Raw genomic sequence first — 23,784 nt, forward strand, 5'->3', positions numbered from 1 at the left:
GACCCGGTCCCCGCCGGAGCGTGCTCCGTGGGGGTGTGACAGTGACTGCGCGGCGGTGCTCCGGCACCGTCGCGCAGTCTCTTTTCGCGCCCTTCGCCCGAACGCGCAGAACCTGCCGAATCCGCCGAATCCGCCGAATCCACCGAACCCGCCGAACTTCTGCGAGCGCCCCGCGACCTTGACACCTCCCCGTATCTGACGGACAGTCAGAAATCCCAACCTGGCCGAGCGGTGACTTCCCGGAGGGAGCGGCGACCGTGGACGACGACGGGCTGCTCGCACGTCTGAAAGCCTACGAGGGCCGGCCCGCCGCCGTCGCCGGCACCGGCCGGGACCCGGTCAACGCGCCCATGATCCGCCACTGGTGCGAGGCCATGGGCGACGGGAACCCCGCGTACACCGGGCCCGACGCGATCGCCCCGCCCACCATGCTCCAGGCCTGGATCATGGGCGGCCTCGGCGGTCACGGGGGCCGCGCCCCGGCCTACGAGGAGCTGCTCGCCGTACTCGACGAGGCGGGCTGCACGGCGGTCGTGGCCACCGACTGCGAGCAGGAGTACCTCCGCCCGCTGCGCCCCGGTGACGAGGTCGCCTTCGACACGGTGATCGAGTCGGTGTCGGAGCGGAAGGCCACCAGGCTGGGCAGCGGCCACTTCGTCACGACCCGGACGGACGTCAGGGTGGGCGCCGATCTCGTCGGCACCCACCGCTTCCGCATCCTCAAGTACGCCCCGGCCCGCCGGGGAACGGCTCCGCCCGAGCGCCGGCCCCGGCCCGTCGTCAACCGCGACAACGCCGGCTTCTGGGAGGGTGTGCGCGAGCACCGCCTCCTGCTCCAGCGCTGTGCCGGCTGCGCGGCCCTGCGCTTCCCCTGGCTGCCCGGCTGCCCGAGCTGCGGCTCGCCGGAGTGGGACACGGTGGAGGCGTCCGGCGCGGGGACCGTGTTCTCGTACGTCGTCCTGCACCACCCGCCGTTCCCGGCCTTCGAGCCGCCGTACGCGGTCGTCCTGGTCGAACTCGCCGAGGGGGTGCGGATCGTGAGCGGCGTGGTCGGGACGCCGTACGACAAGGTGCGGATCGGAATGCCGGTACGGCTGGAGTTCCGGCGCTACGACGAGGAGCTGACGCTGCCCGTGTTCCGGGAGGTGACGGTGTGAACGCCGGTGACGCGCTGCCCCCGCTGGAGATCGGGATCACCCGGACCCTGATCGTCGCCGGGGCGCTCGCCTCGCGCGACTACCAGGACGTGCACCACGACGCCGAGGCGGCCCGAGCGAAGGGCTCCCCGGACGTCTTCATGAACATCCTCACCACCAACGGCCTGGTCGGCCGCTACGTCACCGACACCTTCGGACCGCAGACCCGGATCTCCAAGGTCGCGATCCGGCTCGGGGCGCCCAACCACCCCGGCGACACGATGGTGCTGCGGGGCACGGTCGAGGAGGTCCGCGCGGACGACACCGTCGTGGTCCGCATCACCGGCGACAACGGCATCGGCCGGCATGTCACCGGCACGGTGACCTGCGCGGTGCCGGGCGCGGCGGGCGCGGGACACGGCATCGGCAGTGTGACGGTCACCCTCCGGGAGGACGACCCGCGATGAGCGTACGCGCGCGTGACGGACTGGGCGGCCGGGCCGCCGTCGTCGGCATCGGGGCCACCGAGTTCTCCAAGGACTCGGGGCGCAGCGAACTCCGGCTGGCGGCGGAGGCGGTGCGGGCGGCGCTCGACGACGCGGGGCTGACGGCGGCCGACGTGGACGGCCTCGTGACGTTCACGATGGACACCAGCCCGGAGATCACCGTGGCGCAGGCCTGCGGGATGGGTGAGCTGTCGTTCTTCTCCCGGGTGCACTACGGCGGCGGGGCGGCCTGTGCGACCGTGCAGCAGGCGGCGCTCGCGATCGCGGCGGGCGTGGCCGAGGTGGTGGTCTGCTACCGGGCCTTCAACGAGCGCTCGGGCCGCCGCTTCGGCTCGGGCGTACGGCACCGGGAGCCCACCGCGGAGGGGGCGGCGCTGGGCTGGGTGATGCCGTTCGGTCTGCTCACCCCGGCCTCCTGGGTGGCGATGGCGGCCCAGCGCTATCTGCACACCCACGGGCTGACCGCGGAGGAGGCCTTCGGGCCGGTCGCCGTCATGGCCCGCCGGCACGCTGCGGTGAACCCGGCGGCCTACTTCCACGGGCGCCCGATCACCCTCGCCGACCACGCCTCCTCGCGCTGGATCGCCGAGCCGCTCAGGCTCCTGGACTGCTGCCAGGAGACGGACGGCGGCCAGGCGCTCGTCGTCACCTCGGTGGAGCGGGCCCGCGACCTGCGGCAGCCGCCCGCCGTGATCGCGGCCGCCGCGCAGGGTGCCGGGCGGGCCCAGGAGCAGATGACCAGCTTCTACCGCGACGACCTGACCGGCCTGCCGGAGATGGCCGTGGTGGCCCGTCAGCTCTGGCGCACCTCCGGGCTCGCGCCCGCCGACGTCGACGTGGCCGTCGTCTACGACCACTTCACCCCGTTCGTGCTGATGCAGCTGGAGGAGTTCGGCTTCTGTGCGCCGGGCGAGGCGGCCGCCTTCGTCGCGGAGGACCGCCTGCCGCTCAACACCCACGGGGGCCAGCTCGGGGAGGCGTACCTCCACGGTATGAACGGGGTGGCGGAAGCGGTACGGCAGCTGCGGGGCACCTCCGTCAACCAGGTGCCGGGCGCGGCCCGGACCCTCGTGACGGCCGGGACGGGAGTGCCCACGTCCGGCCTGGTCCTGACCGCCGACGGCTGAACCCGGGCGGGTATGTCTCAGGGGCGCCCCGTAGTCCTCGGCGCGGTCCGCTCCACCTACAGGAGGTGGATCCGGCACCACCCCTACGACCTGAGGCGGACCCGTCTTCGGCACCTGCGGGCGATCCGGACTACACGGCCTCACTCCTAGCGTGGAGCCATGACCACACCCGTCTGCACCAGCGCCTCCCACGGCCAGAGGCGGCCCACTCCGTACCCGTCCTTCGCGTCGTACGTCAGAGCCCGCCAGCCGGTGCTGCTGCGCACCGCCCGGGCGCTCACCGCCAACGCGAGCGACGCGGAGGATCTGCTCCAGACCGCGCTCGCCAAGACGTACGTCGCGTGGGAGCGGATCGAGGACCACCGGGCGGTCGACGGTTACGTCCGCCGCGCGTTGCTGAACACCCGCACCTCGCAGTGGCGCAAGCGCAAGGTCGACGAGTACGTCTGCGACGAGCTGCCCGAGCCGGAGCCGTCGGGCGGCGAGGGGGACCAGGCCGAGCGGCAGGCGCTGCACGACGCGATGTGGCGGGCGATCATGAAGCTGCCGGACCGGCAGCGGGCGATGGTCGTGCTCAGGTACTACGAGGATCTCAGTGAGGTCCAGACGGCCGAGGTCCTCGGAGTCTCGGTGGGCACCGTGAAGTCGGCGGTGTCCCGGGCCCTCGGCAAGCTCCGCGAGGACCCTGAGCTGGTGCTTGTCCGGTAGGCGTACCGACGTGGTGGTTTACCGGGGCTTCAAGTGAGGTGATCGATCATCGCTACCTAGTGACATACCGCGCGGTATGTGCGCAGAATCAGCAGAACCGTTACCACCGCGTAGGCAATGTCGCCGCCCTGGGAGGACGCCGTGCTGAGCACCATGCAGGACGTACCGCTGCTGATCTCGAGGATCCTGACCCACGGGGCGACGATCCACGGATCATCCCAGGTGATCACCTGGACGGGCGAGGGCGCCCCGCAGCGCCGCACGTTCGCCGAGATCGGCGCCCGCTCCGCTCAGCTGGCCCACGCCCTGCGCGAGGACCTCGGCGTCGAGGGCGACGACCGGGTCGCGACCCTCATGTGGAACAACGGCGAGCACGTCGAGGCGTACTTCGCGATCCCCTCCATGGGCGCGGTCCTGCACACCCTCAACCTGCGGCTCCCGGCCGAGCAGCTCGTCTGGATCGTCAACCACGCGGCCGACAGGGTCGTCATCGCCAACGGCTCGCTGCTCCCCCTGCTGGCCCCGCTGCTCCCGCACCTGCCGACGGTCGAGCACGTGGTCGTCTCCGGCCCCGGCGACCGCTCCCTCCTCGCGGGCGCCCACGCCCAGGTCCACGAGTACGAGGACCTCATCGCCGGAAAGCCCACCGCGTACGACTGGCCCGAGCTGGACGAGCGCAAGGCCGCCTCCATGTGCTACACCTCCGGCACCACCGGCGACCCCAAGGGCGTGGTCTACAGCCACCGTTCGATCTACCTGCACTCCATGCAGGTCAACATGGCCGAGTCGATGGGCCTGACCGACGAGGACACCTCGCTCGTCGTGGTCCCGCAGTTCCACGTCAACGCCTGGGGCCTGCCGCACGCCACCTTCATGACCGGCGTCAACCTGCTGATGCCGGACCGCTTCCTCCAGCCCGGCCCGCTCGCCGAGATGATCGAGAGCGAGAAGCCGACCCACGCCGCCGCCGTCCCCACCATCTGGCAGGGCCTGCTGGCCGAGCTGACCGTCAAGCCGCGGGACGTCACCTCCCTCACCCAGGTGACCATCGGCGGCTCGGCCTGTCCGCCCGCCCTGATGTCGGCCTTCGACGACCTCGGCATGCGGGTCTGTCACGCCTGGGGCATGACGGAGACCTCCCCGCTGGGCACCATCGCCCGCCCGCCGGCCCATGTCGTCGGCCTGCCCGAGGAGTTCGCCTACCGCCTCACCCAGGGCCGCTTCCCGGCCGGTGTCGAGGCCCGCCTCAGCGGTCCCGGCGGCGAGCGCCTCCCCTGGGACGGCGAGTCCGCCGGCGAGCTGGAGGTACGCGGCCCTTGGATCGCGGGCGCCTACTACAACGGCCCCGGCGGCGAACCCCTGCGCCCCGCCGACAAGTTCAGTGAGGACGGCTGGCTGAAGACGGGTGACGTCGGCACCATCAGCCCCGACGGCTTCCTCACCCTCACCGACCGGGCCAAGGACGTCATCAAGTCCGGTGGCGAGTGGATCTCCTCGGTGGAGCTGGAGAACGCCCTGATGGCCCACCCGGCCGTCGCCGAGGCGGCCGTCGTCGCCGTCCCCGACGACCGCTGGGGTGAGCGCCCGCTGGCCACGGTCGTCCTCAAGGAGGGCGCCGACGCCGACTTCGAGACCCTGCGCACCTTCCTCGCCGAGGAGGGGAAGATCGCCAAGTGGCAGCTCCCGGAGCGCTGGACGATCATCGAGGCGGTCCCGAAGACGAGCGTGGGCAAGTTCGACAAGAAGACGCTGCGCAAGCGGTACGCCGAGGGCACGCTGGACGTCACGCAGCTCTGAGCGCGGCTCCGAACTCCGAGCCCGGCTCCGAGCCCGCCGCGCACGGCTCGGCTCCGAGCACGGTGGGGCGCCATGGAGAGCGCGTACGGCTCGCCCCAGCAGGTGGCACGTGGGCAGCGTGCCATCGCTGCCCACGGCCCGTACGCAGGCGGCGCACCCCTGCCTCCAGGGGACGTCCTCCGTCGGCCGAAGGACCCTTCCAGGCGTGCCCGTCCCCGGCGAGAGGACGGGCCCGCCGTCGCGTGGCGTGGCGGGCCGTGGGGACGGTGAGGGCCGGGCGGGGAGCGCGTGCCCCTGCCCGGCCCGGGTCTGCGCCGGTTCGGCCTTACCGTCGTACGGCCGTCGTGCCCCATCCCAGCGCCAGCCACACCCCCGCCACCGCGACCACCCCGCCCCAGCCGACGTGGGTGAAGGCGAGGCCCGCCAGGGCCGAGGCGGTGGCGCCGCCCGCGAAGCCCGCGACGACGTAGGCGCTGTTGGCGGTGGCCGGGGCCGAGGTGGTGGTCAGGGCGAGGGTCTGGTTGGCGACATGGGAGGCCACCAGGGCCGCGTGGATCGCGACGGCGGCCACGAAGAGCGCCGGGAGCACGTGCCCGCCCAGCCAGAACAGCGGGACGGAGACGGCGGCGACGACATAGGCGGTGCGCACGATCCGGGCGGCGCCGAAGCGGTCCACCAGACCGCCCGCCAGCGGCGCCACCACGCTCGCCGCGAGCCCGAAGAGCCCGAACAGCCCCGCCGTCGCGGTCGACAGCCCGTACGGCTCACCCGTCAGCAGCAGCGCCAGCGAGGTCCACAGAGCGCTCCACGCGCCGTACATGCCGGCCTGCCGGACGCAGGCCCGCCACAGCTCGGGGGAACGGCGGACCAGCCCCGGCATGGTGCGCAGGCCGGTCAGCAGACCGCCCGCGCGGGGGCGGCGGTCCTCGGCCGGCAGGGCGGCGGCGGTCAGCAGGCCGAGGGCGGCGGTGAGCACGGCCGCGCCCAGGAACACCGCCCGCCAGCCGAAGGCCTGACCGGCGAGTCCACCGAGGACCCGGGCCGCGACGATCCCGGTGAACAGGCCCGCGATGACGGCGGCGACATGGCGTGCGCGGTGGTGGGCGGGGGCGCGTTCGGCGACCAGCGGCACCAGCAGCTGCGGGACGACCGTCGCGGCGGACGCGACCAGGACGGCGGCGGCGAGCGCGGTCGCGCTGCGGGCGGCGGCCCCGGCGGTCAGCGCGGCGGTGGTGGCGAGGGAGAGGACGGCGACCAGACGGCGCCGGTTCACGCGGTCGCCGAGCGGGGCGAAGAAGAGCAGGCCGGCCGCGTAGCCGAACTGCGCGACGGAGGCGATCCAGGCCACGGCCGACGGGGTGGAGCCGAAGTCGTGGGCGATGAGGGGGAGCAGCGGGGCCGCGACGTAGATGTTGGCGGCGGTGACGGCCGTGCAGAGTGCGATGAGGACGAGGAGGAGGTCCCCCCGTCGGCGCGGGGCGGCGGACGGCCGGACGCGCTGCGGGGCGGTGACTGCGGACGGCATGGCGGAGGCGCTCCTTGGGAGGAAGGATAACCAACCAGTTGGTTGGAGCATGCGGTGCAACAGTCTGGAGGGGGCGCTGATTCCCCGTCAACCAACTGGTTGGTTATGCCTGGTCCGCCGCTACCATGCCCCCATGGCACCCACCCGCGACCCCGAGGCCACCAAGGGCCGGATCTTCGACGCCGCCGTCGCCGAGTTCGCCCGCTACGGCGTCGCAGGCGCCCGTATCGACCGCATCGCCGCCGAGGCCAAGGCGAACAAACAGCTCATCTACGCCTACTTCGGCAACAAGGCCGAGCTGTTCACCCGGGTGCTGGCGAAGGCCATGCTCGACCTCGCGGTCGCCGTCCCGGTCGACGCGGACGACATCGAGGGCTGGATCGACCGGGTCATGGACTACCACGTCGCCCACCCCGAGGTGCTGCGCCTGCTCTTCTGGGAGGGCCTCGAGTACGGCACCACCGAACTGCCCGACGAGGCCGAGCGCCGCGACCAGTACCGCGACAAGATCGCCGCCATCCGGGACGGCCAGGAACGCGGCGTCGTCAGCGACGCGATCCCGGCCCGCGACCTGTTCTTCCTGCTCATCGCCCTGGCCAACTGGACCGCCGTCGTCCCCCAGATCAGCCGCATCGTGGTCGGTGCCGACCCGGGCGACCGCGAACGCCTGCGCGCCTCGGTACGGGAGGCGGCCCGCAGGCTGGTGGCACGGCCGTAGCAGGTTGGTGGCGCGGCCGTAGACGGTCCGGCGGCGGGCGCGGCGACAGCTCTCACAGGTCCCGGCGGGTGGCAGCGGGGCCAGGGGCCCAGCCGGTGCCGGCCGGGCCGAGTCGGTGGCAGCGGGCCCAGTCTGTGTCAGCCGGGTCCAGTGGGGGGCAGCGGTCCGGTCCGAGCTGGTGGCGGCCGCTCCCAGCAGGGGGCACCGGTCCGAGCTGGTGCTGGCCGGGCCGAGTCGGTGGCAGCGGGCCCAGCATGTGTCAGCTGGGCCGAGTCGGTGGCAGCGGGCCCAGCATGTGTCAGCTGGGCCGAGTCGGTGGCAGCGGGCCCAGCTGGTGGCGGCCGGGCCCAGCCGGTGCCTGGCGGGCCGAGCCGGGTCCTGGGTGGGACCCCCCGTTCCTTTCGGTCCTAGTTGGTGCCGATGCGGGCCAGCAGGTCCACGATCCTCACCTGTACCTCGGGACTCGTCGAGCGCTCCGCCAGGAACAGCACCGTCTCCCCCGACGCCAGCCGGGGCCGGTCCGCCTGGTCGACGGCGGCGGTGTAGACGACGAGCGGTGTGCGGTTGAGCTGGCCGTTCACCCGCAGCCAGTCGATGATCCCGGCGGATCCGGCCTGCCGCGGGTGCACCTGCATCAGGTCCATCACCACCAGGTTCGGCCGCAGCTGCCCCGCGAGCATCACGGCATCCGCGTCACTGGCCGCCCGCGCCACCTGCATCCCACGCCGCTCCAGCGTCGCCGTCAGGGCCAGCGCGATCTCCGCGTGCTCCTCGATGAGCAGCACGCGCGGCGGGTGCTGCTCGCTGTCCCGCGGCGCCAGCGCCTTCAGCAGTACGGCGGGATCGGCGCCGTACGCCGCCTCCCGCGTCGCCTGCCCGAGACCGGCCGTGACCAGCACCGGGACCTCGGCGGCCACCGCCGCCTGGCGCAGCGACTGCAACGCGGTCCGGGTGATCGGCCCGGTCAGCGGGTCCACGAACAGCGCCGCCGGGAACGCGGCGATCTGCGCGTCGACCTCCTCGCGCGAGTGCACGATGACCGGCCGGTAGCCGCGGTCGCTGAGCGCCTGCTGGGTGGAGACGTCCGGCGCGGGCCACACCAGCAGCCGGCGCGGGTTGTCCAGCGGCTCCGGTGGCAGCTCGTCGTCCATCGGCACCGGCCGCGGCGGATCCGCCACCTCGACGGCCCCACCGGGACCGTCCAGCGGCTCGGGGCCCTCGGCGGCGTTCTCGTCCGGTGCTCCTATGGCGTACGACCGTCCGGCCCCGTCGGTCGCGCCAGGAACGAGCCGCGACTGACCGGCGAGGGAGGACTGGGGCAGCGGCTGGCCCGCGAGCGAGGGGTGCGCGGGCAGGGGAGCCTGGCCGGCGACGGGCTGCTCGGCCGACGGATGCGGACGCGCCGCCTGCTCGGGCCGGGACGCCGGGTCCGGCGGGGTGCCCAGCTTGCGGCGGCGCCCGGAACCGCCCGCCGCGTGCGGGGCGGGAGTGGCCGTGGCCTGCGCGGCGGGCTGCGCCTGCTGGACCTGGGCGGCCTGCCGGGTGAAGGGAACACCCTGCCCCAGCGTCCGCACGCTGATCGCCCGGCCCTGGGTGGAGTTCGGGTCCACCGGCAGCGCCGCGGCCTCGGCGGGCAACGGCTGCGCCACGGCGGTGGCCGGGGGCACCGGGGCCTCGGGCGGGAGGGGGGTGCCGGTGCCGGGGGTGGCGGTCGGCGGGGCGGGGACCGGGCCATGGGGCGCGCCGGGAGCGGACTCGGCCGGGAGCGGCGCGGCCTGCCCCGGGGGCGAGGCCGGGGCCGGCTGGCCGGGCAGCGCCTGGGCGGGGAGGGCCTGGGCAGGGAGGGGCTGTCCGGCCGGGGGGACCGGCTGGCCGACGGCGGGCACCGGCTGGCCGACGGCGGGCACCGGCTGGCCTACGGCTTCCAGGCCCGGCTGCGCCACTTGCGCCGGAGCCATGGCCTGGTGCGGGACGCCTCCGGGCGCCACCGTGCCCCCAGGCTCCGCGGGCTGGCCCACCGCGCGGCGGCGGCGGCCGGTGGGCGCGTTCGTGGGGTGCGGCTGGGGCGGGGTGTGGTCGTCGGCCTGGTCCTGCGCCACGGCGTCATGGCGGCCGTGGTCGATGAGTACGTCCTCGGACGAGCCCTGGGCGGGAATCTGGGCCGGCGGAGCCTGCCCGGGAACCGGGACGGGGACCGGGACCGGCACAGGAACCGGCACAGGAACCGGACCGGCGTCCTGCACCGGGCCGGGCACTTGGCTGTGCACCTGGCCGGGCACCTGGCCGGGCATCTGCCCAGGAATGAGCCCCGGAAGTTGACCAGGCACCTGACCGGGGACCTGCCCCGGAATCTGACCAGCGACCTGACCGGGGACCTGCCCCGGAATCTGACCAGGAATCTGTTGGGGCAACGGGGCCGGCACCTGACCCGGCACTTGACCCGGCACCTGACCGGCCATGCCCTGACCGGCTACGCCCGGACCGTCGGCCGTCCGGTCCGCCTCGGCCGGCGGCAGGGCGAACACCGTGCGCGGCCCCGCCTCCTGCGCGGCGGCACGCTCGGACGCGGCGGCGAGGGCACGCCGTCGGCGCCCGGTCGGCTCGCCGTCCTCACCGGACGCGGCCGGTACGGCCGGCATGGGAGCACCGGCGACCGCGGGCAGGGCGGGCGGGAGGGCGTTCTGCGGCACGTCGTCGGAGGGCAGGCCCCGCCGACCGCCGGGCGGCGCGGGAACGCCCTGGGGCGGAACGGTGCCGCCCAGTCCCGTACCCACCGCGGCCGTACCGGCCGCGCTCTCGGCGGCGGTCACGACCGCCCCCTCGGCCACCGCGCCGTTCTCGGCGGGACGGGCACGCCGCCGGCCCGAGCCGCCGGAGGCCTCCTCGGCCCCCTCGGGCAGCTCACCGGGCGTCTCGTCGGCGGCCGGGCCGCGCCGGCGCCGGCGTCCGGTGGGCGGCGCCGCCTCGGCCTCGCCGCTCTCGGCAGCGGCCGGAACCTCGCCCTCCAGGAAGGCGTCCACGGAGGACCGGCGGGCCCGGCGGCGGCCGGGAGTCTCGGCGGGCGGCTCGCCGTCGACGGGGGCGCTCTGCGCCGGGGGCAGGGCGGCGGGCAGCGCGGCGGGCGCCGGCGGGGCGACCGCGCCCGCTCCACCCCCGAGGGGGACTTCGAGGACGTACGCACTGCCGCTCATGCCCGGCACCTCGTGCGTCTGGAGCACGCCTCCGTGGGCCCGCACGATCCCGCGCACGATGGGCTCGTGCACCGGGTCGCCGCCGCTGTACGGTCCGCGCACCTCGATCCGTACGACCTCGCCCCGCTGGGCGGCCGCGACGACGACCGTGTTGTCCATGTAACCGCCCGCCGAGACGGGCGCGTTGCCGGTGGCGTCGACCCCGGCCACGTCGGCGACGAGATGGGCGAGCGCGGTCGCGAGCAGCCGCGCGTCGACCTCGGCCTCGATGGGCGGCGCGTGCACGGCGAACTGCACCCGGCCGGGCCCGATGAGCTCGACGGCCCCGTCGACACCGGCGGCGACGACCGCGTCGAGCATCACCTTCGTACGGACGATCTCGGCACTGCCCGCGTCGAGACGCTGGTAGCCGAGGACGTTGTCGATGAGGGTGGTGATCCTCGAATATCCGGCCGACAGGTGATGGAGCACCTGGTTGGCCTCGGGCCACAGCTGCCCGGCGTCGTCCGCGGCGAGCGCGGCCAGCTCGCGGCGCAGCTCGTCGAGGGGCCCGCGCAGGGAGGTCGCGAGGAGGGTGAGCAGCTGGTCGTACCGCCCGGCGAGGGCGTCGTAACGGTCCTTCTCCCGCTCCCCGAGGGCCGCGTAGCGCTCCTCGGCGGCGGCGACCTCCTCCATGTGCTCCTCGCGCAGCTCCTCCAGCTCGGCCACGTGCTGCTGGCGGAGCGCGGTGAGGTCGGAGGCGTGCTCCTCGGAGAGCCGCTCCAACTCGTCCTCGTGCCGCTTCTCGACGCCTTCCTTCTCCGCGACGAGATCGTCGTACGACCGCCGGTCGGTGAACGTCATCACGGCGCCGACGAGCTGGTCACCGTCGCGCACCGGAGCGGTGGTCAGGTCGACCGAGACCTTCTCGCCGCCCTTGGACCACAGCACCTGCCCGCGTACCCGGTGCTTGCGACCGGAGCGCAGGGTGTCGGCGAGCGGCGACTCGTCGTACGGGAAGGGCGAGCCGTCGGCGCGCGAGTGCACGACGAGGGTGTGCAGCTCCTTGCCGCCTAGATCGCTGGCCCGGTAGCCGAGGATCTGCGCGGCGGCCGGGTTGACGAGCACGATCCGCCCGTCGGTGTCGGTGCCCACGACGCCTTCGGACGCCGCCCGCAGGATCATCTCGGTCTGCCGCTGCGACCGGGCCAGCTCGGCCTCGGTGTCCACGGTCCCGGTGAGATCCCGTACGACGAGCATCAGCAGCTCGTCGCCGCTGTAGCCGTAGCCGTCGTAGGCCTGCTGGCCGTTCTCCAGGTTGGCGCTGGTGACCTCGACGGGGAACTCCGAGCCGTCGGTCCGCCGGGCGATCATCCGGGTCGGCTTGGTCCGCCCGCGCGGGTCCATGTGGTCGGGCCGCCGCATGGAGCCGGGGATCAGCTTGGAGTCGAACTGAGGCAGCAGGTCGAGCAGGCCCCGCCCCACCAGAGCGGTGCCGGGCGTCTCGAAGGCCTCGAGCGCGATGGTGTTCGCGTTGACGACGGTCCCGTTCGCGTTGACCAGCAACAACGCATCGGGAAGGGCATCGAGTATGGCTGCGAGGCGAGCAGCGCCTCGGGATGGCCTGCTGCTCACGAGTCGCTTCCTCCCTGTTACCGCACCTTGCCGACCGCTCGGGCCATCTTGCCAACCGGCCCGCAGCGTGTCACGCGAGGGAGTCTAAGGGCTGGGTTCCCGTCTCAGGCCCCGGATGAGAGGCAGCTCGCACGACGAGGTGACGCGGAACGTGTGACCGTCGTATGACCTTCCCGGGAGTTTGACCGGCCGGGTGAACGCGCCGTGGGAACCCTGTGGGCGGGCCGCCGCCCCGGGACGGCGGCCACGGAACGGAATCCGGGCTACCGCCCTCGGGGTGGGGAGCGAGCAGATTCAGCGGGAGTTTTCAGCGTGCGTTTTCAGCGGGGAGCGTGGGCAGCAGGGGCACCATCCGGTTCCACCGCTCGATCCCGCACCCGTCGCGGCGGTCGTACGTCGTGTCGACGGGCCGTCCGGCCCAGCGGCCGGTGACGTGGGCGGTGGCCGGCCCGCCGTACCGCATCGTGCACGGCGAGCCGCTCGGCACCGGGGCGAAGGGGTCGCGCCCCCAGCGGGTGCCGCGGTCCACGGTCCGGCAGGCGCCTGACACGTCCGGGTGACGGCCGCCGGCGGGCCGGCACCACACCTCGAACACCCCGTCGAGCCGTCCGCCCGCGTGCCGGACCGTGACGACGAGGTGGTCCTGACCCGCCCGGTCCTCCTCCCGGACCGGCGGGGGCGCGAGAACGGCTCCGACGGGGGCGGCGGAGGCGGGCCCGGGGAGGAGGGCGCCCAGGGCGAGGGCGCCGGCCAGGGACAGGACGAGGGTGCTCCGGCGCCGCCGGGGCGGGCTGCTTCCGGTGCTGTCTGTGCTGCCTGTGCTGCCTGTGCGGCCTGTGCTGCTGGGCGAGGGGGCGGTGACCTGCGACATGCCCGGACCAACGCGGCGCCACGCCGGACGTTGCGCTCGGGGGAAGCCCTTTGCCCTGTGACCCGACTGCCTAGTACCGTGGACGTCGATTGGTGACAGCACGCTCGACTGTGTCATCATCTGCACGCACCACTCGCACCCACGCGAGAGGTTGTGCTGGAGGCGTCGCCTAGTCCGGTCTATGGCGCCGCACTGCTAATGCGGTTTGGGCCTTAAAGCCCATCGAGGGTTCAAATCCCTCCGCCTCCGCCAGATCTTCCGAAGCCCCGGTCCGTTCACGGCCCGGGGCTTCGTCGTACCTCAAGACCTTCCCGATCGCCCCGTGAGGGCGTTTCCGCAGGTCACAAGGGGTGCGGCAAACGGATTTCACATGTCGGCGGCAGTCATGTAATGTTCTTCCTGTCGCCGAGAGCGGCCCGGAAGGGCAGGGATCGGAGACAAGAAAAACCGAATAACACGCACTCGTAGCTTAACGGATAGAGCATCTGACTACGGATCAGAAGGTTGCAGGTTCGAATCCTGCCGAGTGCACAGCAGACCAGAGGCCCTGTGGAGAGATCCACAGGGCCTCTGGCTTATGCCTTGACGGCGGTGATTGACGGTAACCATCGTGCGGGGTCGATCAGATGGGCCAGACGGTCACCACGACACCGGCCGCGCCGTCGTCGTCATCGTCGTCGTCCCCGTCGTTGCGTCCCCCTCAGGGCATCACCGACGCGATCGAACGCGGAGCGCTGCGAGTCGAGCCGGACGACTTCCATGATCATGCGGGCGTCGGCGCGGCGGTCTGCTGGGCGCGTTGTGCTGGGGTCCCAGTATGCGGTTGATTTGACTGATCCCGTGTGCGAAGAAAGACCCAGGGCCAAGGGAAACTCGCGCCTGGGGAAAGAGTGGTACGGATAATGACGATCGGTCACTCCAGGCACCAGTTGCCAGAATCTTTGACGCTGCTTCGACAGAACAAGGTTACGGCAGTCGCCGATGTCCGGTCGGTACCCGCCGGCAGTTACGCGCCGCAATTTAACCAGCACCCACTAGAGAAGGCATTGCGCGAGTACTGGCAGAGCGTGGCATTAGCGTAAATCATATTCATGCTGACGGGCGGGTCAAGGCTCACGCCTCGGCAATGAAACGCCTTATGGCTGAGCTGTCTCGTGCGTCAGGTGAGCGGCTAGAAGATGCGCTCAGGCGTCAAGAAGGCGAGATCGCATACGTTGACGAGGTGCTCCGCGCCGACAGGACGGTGGACGCGTGGAAATCTACACGATCGGCTTTACGAAGAAGCCCGCCAAGCAGTTCTTCGACATGCTGCGAATTTCGGGAGCAGAGACCCTTGTAGACATACGGCTAAATAACGTATCGCAACTGGCGGGTTTTGCGAAAAGGGATGATCTCAAGTTCTTCTTGGGTGAAATTTGCGGTATGGCATACGCCCATCGACCTGATCTGGTACCCACGCAGCCCATGCTGGACGACTACAAAAAGAAGCGCACCGACTGGGCGACGTATGCAGAGAAATTCTTGGAGGACACGCACTGCCTGAGACGCCCGCGCCCCACGTTCCCTCAAGCGGAGGTGAGGACCCACTGACGCGCGTTGTCGGCGTTGGTGCCGTACCAGTAGTGGGGCCGGCCCTTGATGCCACTGGTGCGGAACGGGCGGCCGTGGTCGTCGATACGGACCGTGCCGGTGCGGCCTTGTGAGGACCAGTCGAGTTCCAGGTACCAGTTGCAGTCGTAGGCCTCGGTCGTCGCGGTGACCTGCAGCACCTCCGGGTCCTCGGCGGAGACGCGGTAGGGGAACTGCACCGCCGGGACGAGCTTCCCGCTGTCGTTGCCGGGGCGCGCGTGGGTGATCGGGCGGTCGACGTCCAGGTTCACGGAGAAGTTACGGGGCGGCAGATCGCTGCCGCAGCCCTGCCCCATGGCGTACGCGTTGCCGGCGACCGGGGCATCGCGGCTGACGACGCGCACCCGCAGGGCCTTCAGGACCACGGCCGTGGACGACTTGCCCTGCACCGAGATCTGCACCGTCGTCTGCCGCCCGGGCACCGCCTGCTGCGTCGCCGCCCACGCCTCGGCGTCCTGCTGCACCGGCGGCGGGGGTACCTGGGCCGGCTCCTTCGCGATGACGTAGTCGTGGCCGCAACCGCCGTCCCAGATCTGTGAGTCGGCGGTCCAGGTGAGCGGCACACCGGTCTGCGCGGGGACGTTGCCGTCCGCCGACGGTCCGCCCTTCGGCTCGGGGCTCCCCGAAGCCCCCGAGGGGTGGGGCGAGGTACCGGTTCCTGCCGTACGGGACTGACTTTGCGGCTTGGCGGAGTTGTCCTGGGACCGGTCGGCCGACAGCGCCGACACACTGCCCAGCGTCACCAGCAGCAGGGTCGCGGCGGCGGCGCCGACGACCGTGCGGCGACGGCGGTACCAGGGCCGTCCGGTCGAGCGGGACGCATCCCCCTGGGCCGACGACTCGGGACGGCCCGGTCCGAGAGCGCCGGGAGCGGGTGGCCCGGCGTCGGAGGCGGGCGGCCGGGCGTCCGCAGTGGACGGCCCGGGGTCGGGAGCGGGTGGCCCGGCGTCAACGGGGGGCGGCCCGCTGTCGTGTGCGTCCGCGTCGGGCCGTGCGGGGGGACCGCTCGCGTCGCCCCTGCCACCCCCGTCACCCGCCCTCGGCCGCTGTCGTGACGCCGCCGCGAGCAGCCACAGGCGGTGTAGCTCGAGGCGTTCCTCCGGTGTCGCCCCGCAGAAGGCGGCCAACCGCTCCACCGGGGCGTACTCCATCGGGACCGCCCCGCCCGCGCAGTAGCGGTGCAGCGTGGAGGTGTTCATGTGCAGACGGCGGGCCAGGGAGCCGTAGCTCCGGTCCGTGCGGTTCTTCAGCCGGCGCAGCAGCGCCGCGAACTGCTCGACGTCGTCCTCGGTCGACACCGTTGCCCGTCCTCCCCTGTGTGCCCGTATCTCAGGCGGCCCACATACCTGCACGTCAAGTGGCCTGGGATGGTTCCACCCCCGCCGGACGAGCGTTCGGCGTTGCGCCGGGCCGACGTGACGGCTGATGCTCTTGGTGTCGCACCGACCGGGGCCGGATCGGCCGGGGCCTGACCGAACAGGGCCTGACCGACCATGGCGTGACCGACCAGTGGTGACGGGCGACCCATGACACCCCTGCCCTTCTTTACGGGGACACCCATGCACTCATTCACGGGGGACACCCATGCCCAGGAAGACGGCCGTCACAGCCGCGCACACGCTCCACTGACCGCATGACCGGGCCGCCCTCCGCCACGGGGGTGGGGAGGGCGGCCACAGCACCACACCACGGCCCCGGTCCGAGCGCGGACACCGGGCCGAGAGCAACCACACACGGACCAGAGAAGGAAGACGCACATGAACAGGAAGTCCCCCGCACACCGTCGTACGGGCCGTCGGGCGGCCGTCGCCGCCGGCCTCGTTCTGGCTGTCGGACTCGGCGTCTCGACCCAGGTGTCGGCACAGGCGTCCGTCCCGGCCCGCGCACAGGCGTCCACCGCCGCGTCGCAGTCGGTCAGCGGCACGCACGGCCAAGCGCTGACCAGGGTCGCCGACTTCTACGGCGCGTACATCGACGCGACCGGCGACTACCCGGACCCGGACGGAACGCTGGCCAAGGCGCTCCGCAAGCACTACCTGACGCCCGACTTCGCCAAGCGGCTGGCGGCCTGGGAGAGGAGGAACGGGGCGGACGGCGTCCTGCGCGCCCAGAACGTCCCGGCGAAGTGGACGCTGACCGACAACGGAGCCATAGGTCACGCCCACGAGGTCGTCGTCACCCTGACCTTCGGCAGCGGAGGGACGACGCAGAAGACCAAGCTCTTCGTGCTGGTGGAGCGGTACAACCACATCTCCGACATCGGCACCACGAGCAGCCGCTGACGGACCCGCTGACGGACCCGCTGACGGACCCGCTGACGGACCCGTTGACGGACCCGTTGACGACGGAGCCGCCGCCCGATGCCGTCAGCAACGACGGCATCGGCCGCCGGCCTAGGACCGGCAGTCGCTCCACAGGGCGGCCAGGCGGGCCGGGATCTGGGGGATCGCGGCGCAGCCCCGGGGGGCGGCGGGGAAACCGGCTCCGGCCACGTAGTGCCGGCCGGCGCCGGGGCGATCGGTGAAGTACTTCATCGCGGCTCCGTCGTCCTGGAGGGCGACCTGCTCCGCCAAGGTGCTGCCGGCGGTGGGCTGGAAGCGGGTTCCGGCGTAGAGGATGCCGTCACAGCTGCCGTGGTTGAAGGTGCCCTGGACCGGGGCGATATGGCTGAGGCGCGACGGTGGGCGACACGGGCAGGGAGCGGCAGCCGCCGGTCCATGCCGGGGCACCGGCGGTGGTCGGGGAGGGGGCACCGGCGGTGGTCGGGGAGGGGGCACCGGCGGTGGTCGGGGAGGGGGTGCCGGCGGTGGTCGGGGGCGGGGAGCCGGCGGTGGTGTGCTCGGTAGATCCGCCCGGCGCCGTGGCGGCCGCGGGCGGCGAAGACGGTGCCCGGGTGGTGTGCGAGTCCGCCGCCTACGGACCGCTCTCGAAGAAGCCGGACCGCAGGTCCACGACGACGGCGTCGAGCGGATGCCCGCTGACGACGAACGGTCCGCTCCAGGAGGCGCTGAGGGCGAACAGCAGGGCCAGGCTCAGCCCGACCACGCTCGACACGCCCGCGACGAGCAGGGACGTGCGCGGGCTGTTGCGGAAGACCAGCGCGCCGGAGTTCACGATCAAGGCCAGTCCGCTGACCGCGAGCGTGACGACGTAGAGCACGGGAACGTCGCGCCCGGCGGCGGCGACGCGGGCGCGACGGCCGCTGGTGACACCGTCCAGGGACGTCACCAGCTCGGTGCCCGTCGTGGTGCCCACCTCGGGCCGGGCCGCCTCGGCGCGCACGGTCCGCTCCAGTCGCGCGATGGCGCGCGCGGTGGCCGGGTCGTCACCGGACGCCGCTGCCGCACCCTTCCACTCCTTGGCACGCGTGGTCCGCAGGTAGTCCAGCAGTGCCGCGTGGATCGGCTCCGACTCCACCCGGGGACTGGTCGCCGCCCATGCCAGGCGGGAGGCCGCGGCCGCCTCGTCGCTCACCAGCGCCTCCGCCGCGCGCACATTGCCGGCCTCGCTGGCCAGCGAGAGCGCCGCGAAGATCGCGAAGGCGGCGCCCAGCGACGGCATCAGGGGGGTGGCGATCCTCGCCACCTGGTCCTGTTCCCCGGCCGGTACCAGGACCCGTACGCCGATCCGCGCCACGGCCGTGAGCAGGAGGGCGAGGAGGAGTCCGCCCACGACCAGCACCACGGCGGGCAGCGAGGTCAACCAGGTCACGACATCACCGCATCACCACATCGTCATGTCACCGCTCGCGTGCAGCGCGTCAGTGCGCTGGACGCTCATGATCACAGCCGGTGGACCGGCGAGGGCGCAGACGCCCGGCACGCGGCGCGCGTCGTGGGCCGAACGGGCGACCGACGTCAGACCGGGGGCTCCGGTGGGACGCGTACGAAGCCCTCGGGCCACTCGTCCTCGTCGAGCGTGTGCTCCTCCACGACGAAGCAGTCCGGTTCGGCGGAGAATCCGGGCAGGAGGCGGGCCCGGTGGATGCGTTCCTCCGCCTTGTCGACGGTGGAGTAGACGCCGAGGAGTTTGGGGTCGTCGCCGTCCTGTTCGTCGATGTACACCGTCTCGCCCTCACGGTGCACGGTGGCGCCGTCGGCACCGGCTTCGTTCTGGTGCCCCACGTGCCACAGCAGATAGACCGTCATGTGCCGGAGGGTACCGGCGTGATCTCTTCCGCAGGGGCGGCGAGCGGTGCGGCCGGGCCGGCCGCGGCGCCACACGCCTGGTGTGTCGGGCGCGGGCGTCTCCTTCACCCCATGCCGGTGCCGGACTCCCCGCCCTGGTCGGCGCGGCGCTCCTCGCGGTACGCGTTCGCCAGGATCGTCGCCCGGGTGAACCAGTCCGTCAGCACCGCGATCTCCTCCGGGGAGTAGTCCGCGAAGAGATCGTTGAGACGGTCGTAGTACGGCTGGTAGAGCGCGTACGCCCGGGCCACGGCCGAGGGGACGGCGGCCACCCGCACCCTGCGGCGGTCCTGGGGGTCGGGGCGCCGGGTGACGTAGCCGGCGCGTTCCAGCCGGTTCAGGATGCCGGTGACCGCGCCCGTGGTGACGTGCACGCGGGTCGCCAACTCGCCCGCCGTGAGCAGGTTCTCGCCTGCCTGGAGGACGTAGGCGAAGCAGGTCAGGTCGGTGACGTTGAGGCCGAGGCGCTGGGCCATCTCCTGCTGGCCGATCATGCTCGCCGCGATGAGGTCGTCCATGGCCGAGATCGCCTGGGCGGGGGTCGCCGCCGGGCGCGGGCGGGGTGGCTGGGCTGTCATCGCGGGCGGGGTTCCTCTCGGAGGGTTCGTGCTGGGTCCTTGTTATCTGCTTTCGGTTTCTCTTACCTTGTAAGAGGTTAAGTGCATCAACTTCTTAGAACGTGAGGGAATGGCATGGCGGGTCATCTGTACGACGAGGGGCACACGGTCGCCGGCTGGACCGGCGTCGCCATCGCGACCACCGGGACGACGGTGATGGGGGTCGGGGTGTGCGCCGTCTCCACCGCGCTGCTGGTCGGCGGGGGTGCCGTGGTGGTGCTGAGCGCGCTGGTCACCTGGGCGCTGCACCTGGCCGGGTGGGGCAAGCCGCCGGGTGTGCGGCCCCGGGCGGAGTGGGGGATGGGGGTGCGGGACACCTCGGCCCGGGACGGTCATCCGGAGTGCGTCGGATGCCGGCTCGCCGGGCGGCGCGCCGCGCGGGAGGCTGGGCGGACGGTTCTCGCAGGTGGGAGCGCATTGTCAGAGGCGGGCGCTAGCGTGGTGGGCGATGGGACGGGCATGGAGGTGCGCGGGGCTGCGGTGGGCGACTGAGGGTCCCGTGCTGCTGTGGGACGGGGGCCGGCGCAGCCCGCTGGCCCGGGGGAAGCGGGTGGCCTTCGCGGTCGTGGAAGGGGGTGTGCGCGGGTGCGTCGGGGCCCGGGGGCATGCGTGCCCGGTGCGGGCGGCGGTGTCCGCGCGGAGCACGGGGGCGCGGTGCGAGGAGTGCGCGCGGCTGGACCGGGCGCACTCCGTCGCCGCGGACGGGATCGCCGACGATCCCCGGCCGTACCGGGTCTATCTGGCCTGGTTCGGGCCGGGGCTGGTCAAGGTCGGGATCACGGCGGCCGGGCGGGGGCCGGCCCGGCTGCTGGAGCAGGGGGCGGTCTGCTTCAGCTGGCTGGGCAGCGGACCGCTGATGGCCGCCCGGCGGACCGAGGAGCTGCTGCGGGCCGCGCTGCGGGTCCCGGACCGGATTCCGTACGCCGAGAAGCGGGCGGTGCGGGCCCGGCTGCCGAGGGATGGGGAGGAGCGGGTCCGGGAGATCAGGGAGGTGCACGGGCGCGCCGTGGAACTGCCCCAGTGGCCCGATTCGTTGACCCGGGCGCCCTTCGAAGCCGTCGACCACCTGCGGGTGTTCGGCCTCGACACGGCACCCGCGGCCCGGGGCGAGGTGACGGAGCTGGTCGCGGGTGCCGTGGTGAGCGGGGAGTTGGTGGCCGCGGCCGGGCCCGATCTCCATCTGGCGGGAGGGGACGGGGTGATCGTGCTGGACACCCGGTTGATGCGGGGGTGGGAGCTGGTTCCGGCCGGATCCGAGGGGGGTTCCGGAGCGAGGCTTCCGGTGCGGGAGTTCAGGGAGGAGGGGCACGCGCAGGACGGCCTGTTCTGACGGCCCGGCACCCTCACCGGCCGATACGGTCGCAACCGGCCGATACGGTCGCAACCGGCCGATACGGTCGCAACCGATGGGAACGGCCGGAACCGATGGGAACGGCCGGAACCGATGGGAACGGCCGGAACCGAGCGGCACGGCCGAACCGAGCGGCACGGCCGAACCGAGCGGCACGGCCGAACCGAGCGGCACGGCCGAACCGAGCGGCACGGCCGGAACCGAGCGGTACGGCCCGTGTGGTGCCAGGGGGAGCACGGCCACGGGTCCGGACGGTCCTCCCCGGCCGGTCGATGCGAAGGGCGGTGAGCAGGGCCGCGGCCGCCCGAGATCAACCCGGCGTCAGGGGTTGCCAGGCATTGCCTGAGAGGCTCCTGTGAGTTTCTCAGGCAAATCACAGGTTGCCGAAAGAGTGCTCTCAGAGGACACCGACAGGGTGTTCCCATGACCACGACCTCGCCCCAGGGGCGCACCGAACTGCTGAGGCCGGACGGGAGCCCCGTCCGAGTGCTTGTGGTGGACGACGAGCTGTCGATCACCGAACTGCTGTCCATGGCCCTGCGGTACGAGGGATGGCAGATCCGCAGCGCGGGTGACGGCACCGGTGCCCTCCAGACCGCCCGGGAGTTCCGGCCCGACGCCGTCGTCCTCGACATGATGCTGCCCGACATGGACGGGCTGACCGTCCTGGGCCGGCTGCGCCGTGAGCTGCCGGACGTCCCCGTCCTGTTCCTCACCGCCAAGGACGCCGTCGAGGACCGTATCGCCGGTCTGACCGCCGGTGGCGACGACTACGTCACCAAGCCGTTCAGCCTGGAAGAGGTCGTGGCCCGGCTGCGCGGTCTCATCCGGCGCTCCGGCGCCGCCGACCGGCGCTCCGACTCCGTCCTCGTCGTCGGTGACCTCACCCTCGACGAGGACAGCCACGAGGTCTCGCGGGCCGGGGAGAACATCCACCTCACCGCCACCGAGTTCGAGCTGCTGCGCTTCCTGATGCGCAATCCGCGGCGCGTGCTGAGCAAGGCGCAGATCCTGGACCGGGTGTGGTCGTACGACTTCGGCGGCCAGGCCAACGTGGTCGAGCTGTACATCTCCTACCTGCGCCGCAAGATAGACGCCGGCCGGGAGCCGATGATCCACACCCGGCGCGGGGCCGGCTACCTGATCAAGCCCGCCGCGTCATGAGCGGGCGACGACGGCCGCGTCCGCAGCAGAGACGAGCGGGAAAGCCGCGCACCCTGCGGACCCGGCTCGTCGTCGTGTCCGTGACGCTGATCGCCGTGGTGTGCGCGGTGATCGGGACGGTCACCACGCTCGTTCTCCGGGACCACCTGTACGGGCAGCTCAACGGCCGGCTCGGTGAGGTCGCGGCGCGCGTGGCGCCTCGCGACTTCGGAGGGGGACCACCCAGCCGGCCCAACAGCGGCACCAACTCGCCCAGCCAGCAGCAGGGCAGGGCGAAGGGGACCGACCTCGCGACCTTCGTCACGATAGGCCCCCAGCCCCCCGGCACGATCGCGGCCAAGGTCGTGGACCGGACCATCACCGATGCCAAGCGCGGTGTGAAGACCGACTCCACCACCAACTACGAGATGGACGACAAGCCGCTCACGGACGCTCAGATCAGGGTGCTCAACTCCGTCTCCCAGGACGGCGCGATGCACACGGTGGATCTGCCCGGCCTGGGCTCGTACCGCGTCAAGTACGCCAGCAACGACACCTCCGGCTACTACGTGGCCATCCCCACCGCGGACTTCGACAACACCATCAACACCCTGATCATCGTCGAGATCAGCCTCACCGTCGCCGGTCTCCTCGCCGCCGGTCTCGCCGGGACCGTCATGGTCAACGTCGCCACCCGCCCCCTCCGCAAAGTCGCCGCCACCGCCACCCGCGTCTCCGAGCTGCCCCTGCACACCGGTGAGGTCAACCTCAACGAGCGGGTGCCCGAGTCGGAGACGGATCCGCACACCGAGGTCGGCCAGGTCGGTGCCGCGCTGAACCGGATGCTGAACCACGTCCACGGCGCCCTGCACGCCCGCCAGGAGAGCGAGATGCGGGTCCGCCGGTTCGTCGCGGACGCCAGCCACGAACTGCGCACCCCCCTCGCGTCCATCCGCGGCTACGCCGAGCTGACCCGCCGCGGACGCGAGGAGGTCGGCCCCGACACCAAGCACGCCCTCGGCCGCATCGAGTCCGAGGCCGGCCGGATGACCCTCCTCGTCGAGGACCTGCTGCTGCTCGCGCGGCTCGACGCCGGGCGCCCGCTCCAGTTCGAGCACACCGACCTCGTACCGCTGGTCATCGACACCGTCAGCGACGCCCGCGTGGCCGGACGTGACCACGTGTGGCGGCTGGAGCTGCCCGACGAGCCCGCGCTCGTCTCCGCCGACTCGGCCCGCCTGCAGCAGGTGCTCGTGAACCTGCTGGCCAACGCCCGGACGCACACCCCGCCCGGCACGACCGTCACCGCACGGGTGCAGCGGCGCGGACCGTGGCTGTGTGTCGACGTCCAGGACAACGGGCAGGGCATTCCGCCCGACCTGCTCCCGCACGTCTTCGAGCGGTTCGCCCGCGGCGACTCGGCGCGCTCGCGTGCCACCGGCTCCACGGGCCTCGGCCTGGCCATCGTGCAGGCCGTGGCGACCGCGCACGGCGGTGCCGTGACGGTGGACAGCGTGCCCGGGCAGACGGTCTTCACGGTGCACCTGCCCGCCCTTGCCCCCGCCGTGCCCCAGCCCGCGCCCGAAACGAACTGGCAACTGGACTCACAGGTCGAGCACAGTGCCACCACATGGGTGCAACAGGGCACTTGACGAGAGTCGTCG

The 23,784-nt window shown here is 72.7% G+C and carries 20 protein-coding genes and 2 tRNA genes; 14 read left to right on the plus strand and 8 right to left on the minus strand.

The genetic code is table 11. The features are described from left to right. The first annotated feature begins 257 nt into the window (after positions 1-257). The 5 genes from AQJ58_RS29160 to AQJ58_RS29180 all read left to right on the plus strand — a co-directional run bounded on the left by AQJ58_RS29160 (position 258) and on the right by AQJ58_RS29180 (position 5,274). Positions 258-1,157 carry a bifunctional MaoC family dehydratase N-terminal/OB-fold nucleic acid binding domain-containing protein gene (locus tag AQJ58_RS29160; protein ID WP_067255530.1) on the plus strand — a complete coding sequence of 300 codons (900 nt, stop codon included), beginning with the start codon at positions 258-260 and terminating at the stop codon, positions 1,155-1,157. Next, positions 1,154-1,603 carry a MaoC family dehydratase gene (locus AQJ58_RS29165; RefSeq protein WP_067255532.1) on the plus strand — a complete coding sequence of 150 codons (450 nt, stop codon included), beginning with the start codon at positions 1,154-1,156 and terminating at the stop codon, positions 1,601-1,603. The genes AQJ58_RS29160 and AQJ58_RS29165 overlap by 4 nt, the downstream gene beginning before the upstream one ends. Continuing rightward, entirely contained in the window at positions 1,600-2,769 is a 1,170-nt protein-coding gene (locus tag AQJ58_RS29170) for a lipid-transfer protein (protein WP_067255535.1), read from the plus strand. The genes AQJ58_RS29165 and AQJ58_RS29170 overlap by 4 nt, the downstream gene beginning before the upstream one ends. Before the next feature lie 159 nt (positions 2,770-2,928). Then, on the plus strand, positions 2,929-3,477 hold the full coding sequence (locus AQJ58_RS29175; protein WP_067255537.1) for a SigE family RNA polymerase sigma factor: 549 nt from the start codon (positions 2,929-2,931) through the stop codon (positions 3,475-3,477). Positions 3,478-3,594: 117 nt separating this feature from the next. Then, positions 3,595-5,274: a long-chain fatty acid--CoA ligase gene (locus AQJ58_RS29180; RefSeq protein ID WP_067255538.1), complete on the plus strand. Its 1,680-nt coding sequence runs from the start codon at positions 3,595-3,597 to the stop codon at positions 5,272-5,274. Positions 5,275-5,599: 325 nt separating this feature from the next. Here the strand turns inward: AQJ58_RS29180 and AQJ58_RS29185 are convergent, their stop codons facing one another. Next, positions 5,600-6,799, minus strand: coding sequence for an MFS transporter (locus AQJ58_RS29185; protein WP_067255540.1), 1,200 nt, complete (start codon positions 6,797-6,799; stop codon positions 5,600-5,602). A 133-nt stretch (positions 6,800-6,932) separates the two neighbouring features. On the opposite strand from AQJ58_RS29185, the gene AQJ58_RS29190 reads away from it, so the two are divergent. Beyond that, positions 6,933-7,517: a TetR/AcrR family transcriptional regulator gene (locus AQJ58_RS29190; protein WP_067255543.1), complete on the plus strand. Its 585-nt coding sequence runs from the start codon at positions 6,933-6,935 to the stop codon at positions 7,515-7,517. 407 nt (positions 7,518-7,924) lie between these two features. On the opposite strand, the gene AQJ58_RS29195 is transcribed toward AQJ58_RS29190, so the two are convergent. Together AQJ58_RS29195 and AQJ58_RS29200 are read right to left on the minus strand one after the other, a co-directional pair. After that, the gene (locus AQJ58_RS29195; RefSeq protein ID WP_079079310.1) at positions 7,925-12,322 is read right to left on the minus strand and encodes a PAS domain-containing protein; all 4,398 of its coding nucleotides are present in this window, start codon (positions 12,320-12,322) and stop codon (positions 7,925-7,927) included. A gap of 307 nt (positions 12,323-12,629) precedes the next feature. Beyond that, positions 12,630-13,193 carry an SSI family serine proteinase inhibitor gene (locus AQJ58_RS29200; protein ID WP_107122185.1) on the minus strand — a complete coding sequence of 188 codons (564 nt, stop codon included), beginning with the start codon at positions 13,191-13,193 and terminating at the stop codon, positions 12,630-12,632. Positions 13,194-13,351: 158 nt separating this feature from the next. On the opposite strand from AQJ58_RS29200, the gene AQJ58_RS29205 reads away from it, so the two are divergent. The 3 genes from AQJ58_RS29205 to AQJ58_RS29215 all read left to right on the plus strand — a co-directional run bounded on the left by AQJ58_RS29205 (position 13,352) and on the right by AQJ58_RS29215 (position 14,783). Then, positions 13,352-13,445, plus strand: a tRNA-Ser gene (locus tag AQJ58_RS29205). Positions 13,446-13,651: 206 nt separating this feature from the next. Then, positions 13,652-13,724, plus strand: a tRNA-Arg gene (locus AQJ58_RS29210). Between the two features lie 720 nt (positions 13,725-14,444). Next, positions 14,445-14,783 carry a DUF488 domain-containing protein gene (locus tag AQJ58_RS29215; RefSeq protein WP_079079311.1) on the plus strand — a complete coding sequence of 113 codons (339 nt, stop codon included), beginning with the start codon at positions 14,445-14,447 and terminating at the stop codon, positions 14,781-14,783. Here the strand turns inward: AQJ58_RS29215 and AQJ58_RS29220 are convergent. After that, positions 14,759-16,120 carry a helix-turn-helix domain-containing protein gene (locus AQJ58_RS29220; protein WP_067255547.1) on the minus strand — a complete coding sequence of 454 codons (1,362 nt, stop codon included), beginning with the start codon at positions 16,118-16,120 and terminating at the stop codon, positions 14,759-14,761. The genes AQJ58_RS29215 and AQJ58_RS29220 overlap by 25 nt on opposite strands. A gap of 459 nt (positions 16,121-16,579) precedes the next feature. On the opposite strand from AQJ58_RS29220, the gene AQJ58_RS29225 reads away from it, so the two are divergent. Then, a complete protein-coding gene (locus AQJ58_RS29225) occupies positions 16,580-17,104 on the plus strand; it encodes a hypothetical protein (RefSeq protein WP_067255549.1) in 525 nt (174 codons plus the stop codon). A 111-nt stretch (positions 17,105-17,215) separates the two neighbouring features. Here AQJ58_RS29225 and AQJ58_RS43535 read toward each other — a convergent pair whose 3' ends face one another. From AQJ58_RS43535 to AQJ58_RS29245, 4 genes are all read right to left on the minus strand, one after another. Further along, entirely contained in the window at positions 17,216-17,395 is a 180-nt protein-coding gene (locus tag AQJ58_RS43535; RefSeq protein ID WP_067255550.1) for a hypothetical protein, read from the minus strand. A 340-nt stretch (positions 17,396-17,735) separates the two neighbouring features. Further along, positions 17,736-18,533 (minus strand): bestrophin-like domain, encoded by a 798-nt coding sequence (locus tag AQJ58_RS29235; protein ID WP_234360330.1) that lies wholly within the window; start codon positions 18,531-18,533, stop codon positions 17,736-17,738. Between the two features lie 146 nt (positions 18,534-18,679). Beyond that, positions 18,680-18,970 (minus strand): DUF7336 domain-containing protein, encoded by a 291-nt coding sequence (locus AQJ58_RS29240; protein ID WP_067255552.1) that lies wholly within the window; start codon positions 18,968-18,970, stop codon positions 18,680-18,682. Between the two features lie 104 nt (positions 18,971-19,074). After that, positions 19,075-19,587 (minus strand): MarR family winged helix-turn-helix transcriptional regulator, encoded by a 513-nt coding sequence (locus AQJ58_RS29245; protein WP_067255553.1) that lies wholly within the window; start codon positions 19,585-19,587, stop codon positions 19,075-19,077. Between the two features lie 114 nt (positions 19,588-19,701). On the opposite strand from AQJ58_RS29245, the gene AQJ58_RS29250 reads away from it, so the two are divergent. From AQJ58_RS29250 to AQJ58_RS29265, 4 genes are all read left to right on the plus strand, one after another. Further along, the gene (locus tag AQJ58_RS29250; protein ID WP_067255555.1) at positions 19,702-20,118 is read left to right on the plus strand and encodes an HGxxPAAW family protein; all 417 of its coding nucleotides are present in this window, start codon (positions 19,702-19,704) and stop codon (positions 20,116-20,118) included. After that, positions 20,075-20,956, plus strand: coding sequence for a DUF2797 domain-containing protein (locus AQJ58_RS29255; protein WP_067255556.1), 882 nt, complete (start codon positions 20,075-20,077; stop codon positions 20,954-20,956). Before AQJ58_RS29250 ends, AQJ58_RS29255 begins: the two co-directional genes overlap by 44 nt. 444 nt (positions 20,957-21,400) lie before the next feature. After that, complete coding sequence (locus AQJ58_RS29260) at positions 21,401-22,141, plus strand: response regulator transcription factor (RefSeq protein ID WP_067255558.1); 741 nt, start codon at positions 21,401-21,403, stop codon at positions 22,139-22,141. Beyond that, on the plus strand, positions 22,138-23,772 hold the full coding sequence (locus AQJ58_RS29265; protein WP_067255559.1) for a sensor histidine kinase: 1,635 nt from the start codon (positions 22,138-22,140) through the stop codon (positions 23,770-23,772). The genes AQJ58_RS29260 and AQJ58_RS29265 overlap by 4 nt, the downstream gene beginning before the upstream one ends. Positions 23,773-23,784 lie beyond the last annotated feature (12 nt).

It is taken from the genome of Streptomyces sp. DSM 15324 (assembly GCF_001514285.1).
Classification (GTDB): Bacteria; Actinomycetota; Actinomycetes; order Streptomycetales; family Streptomycetaceae; genus Streptomyces.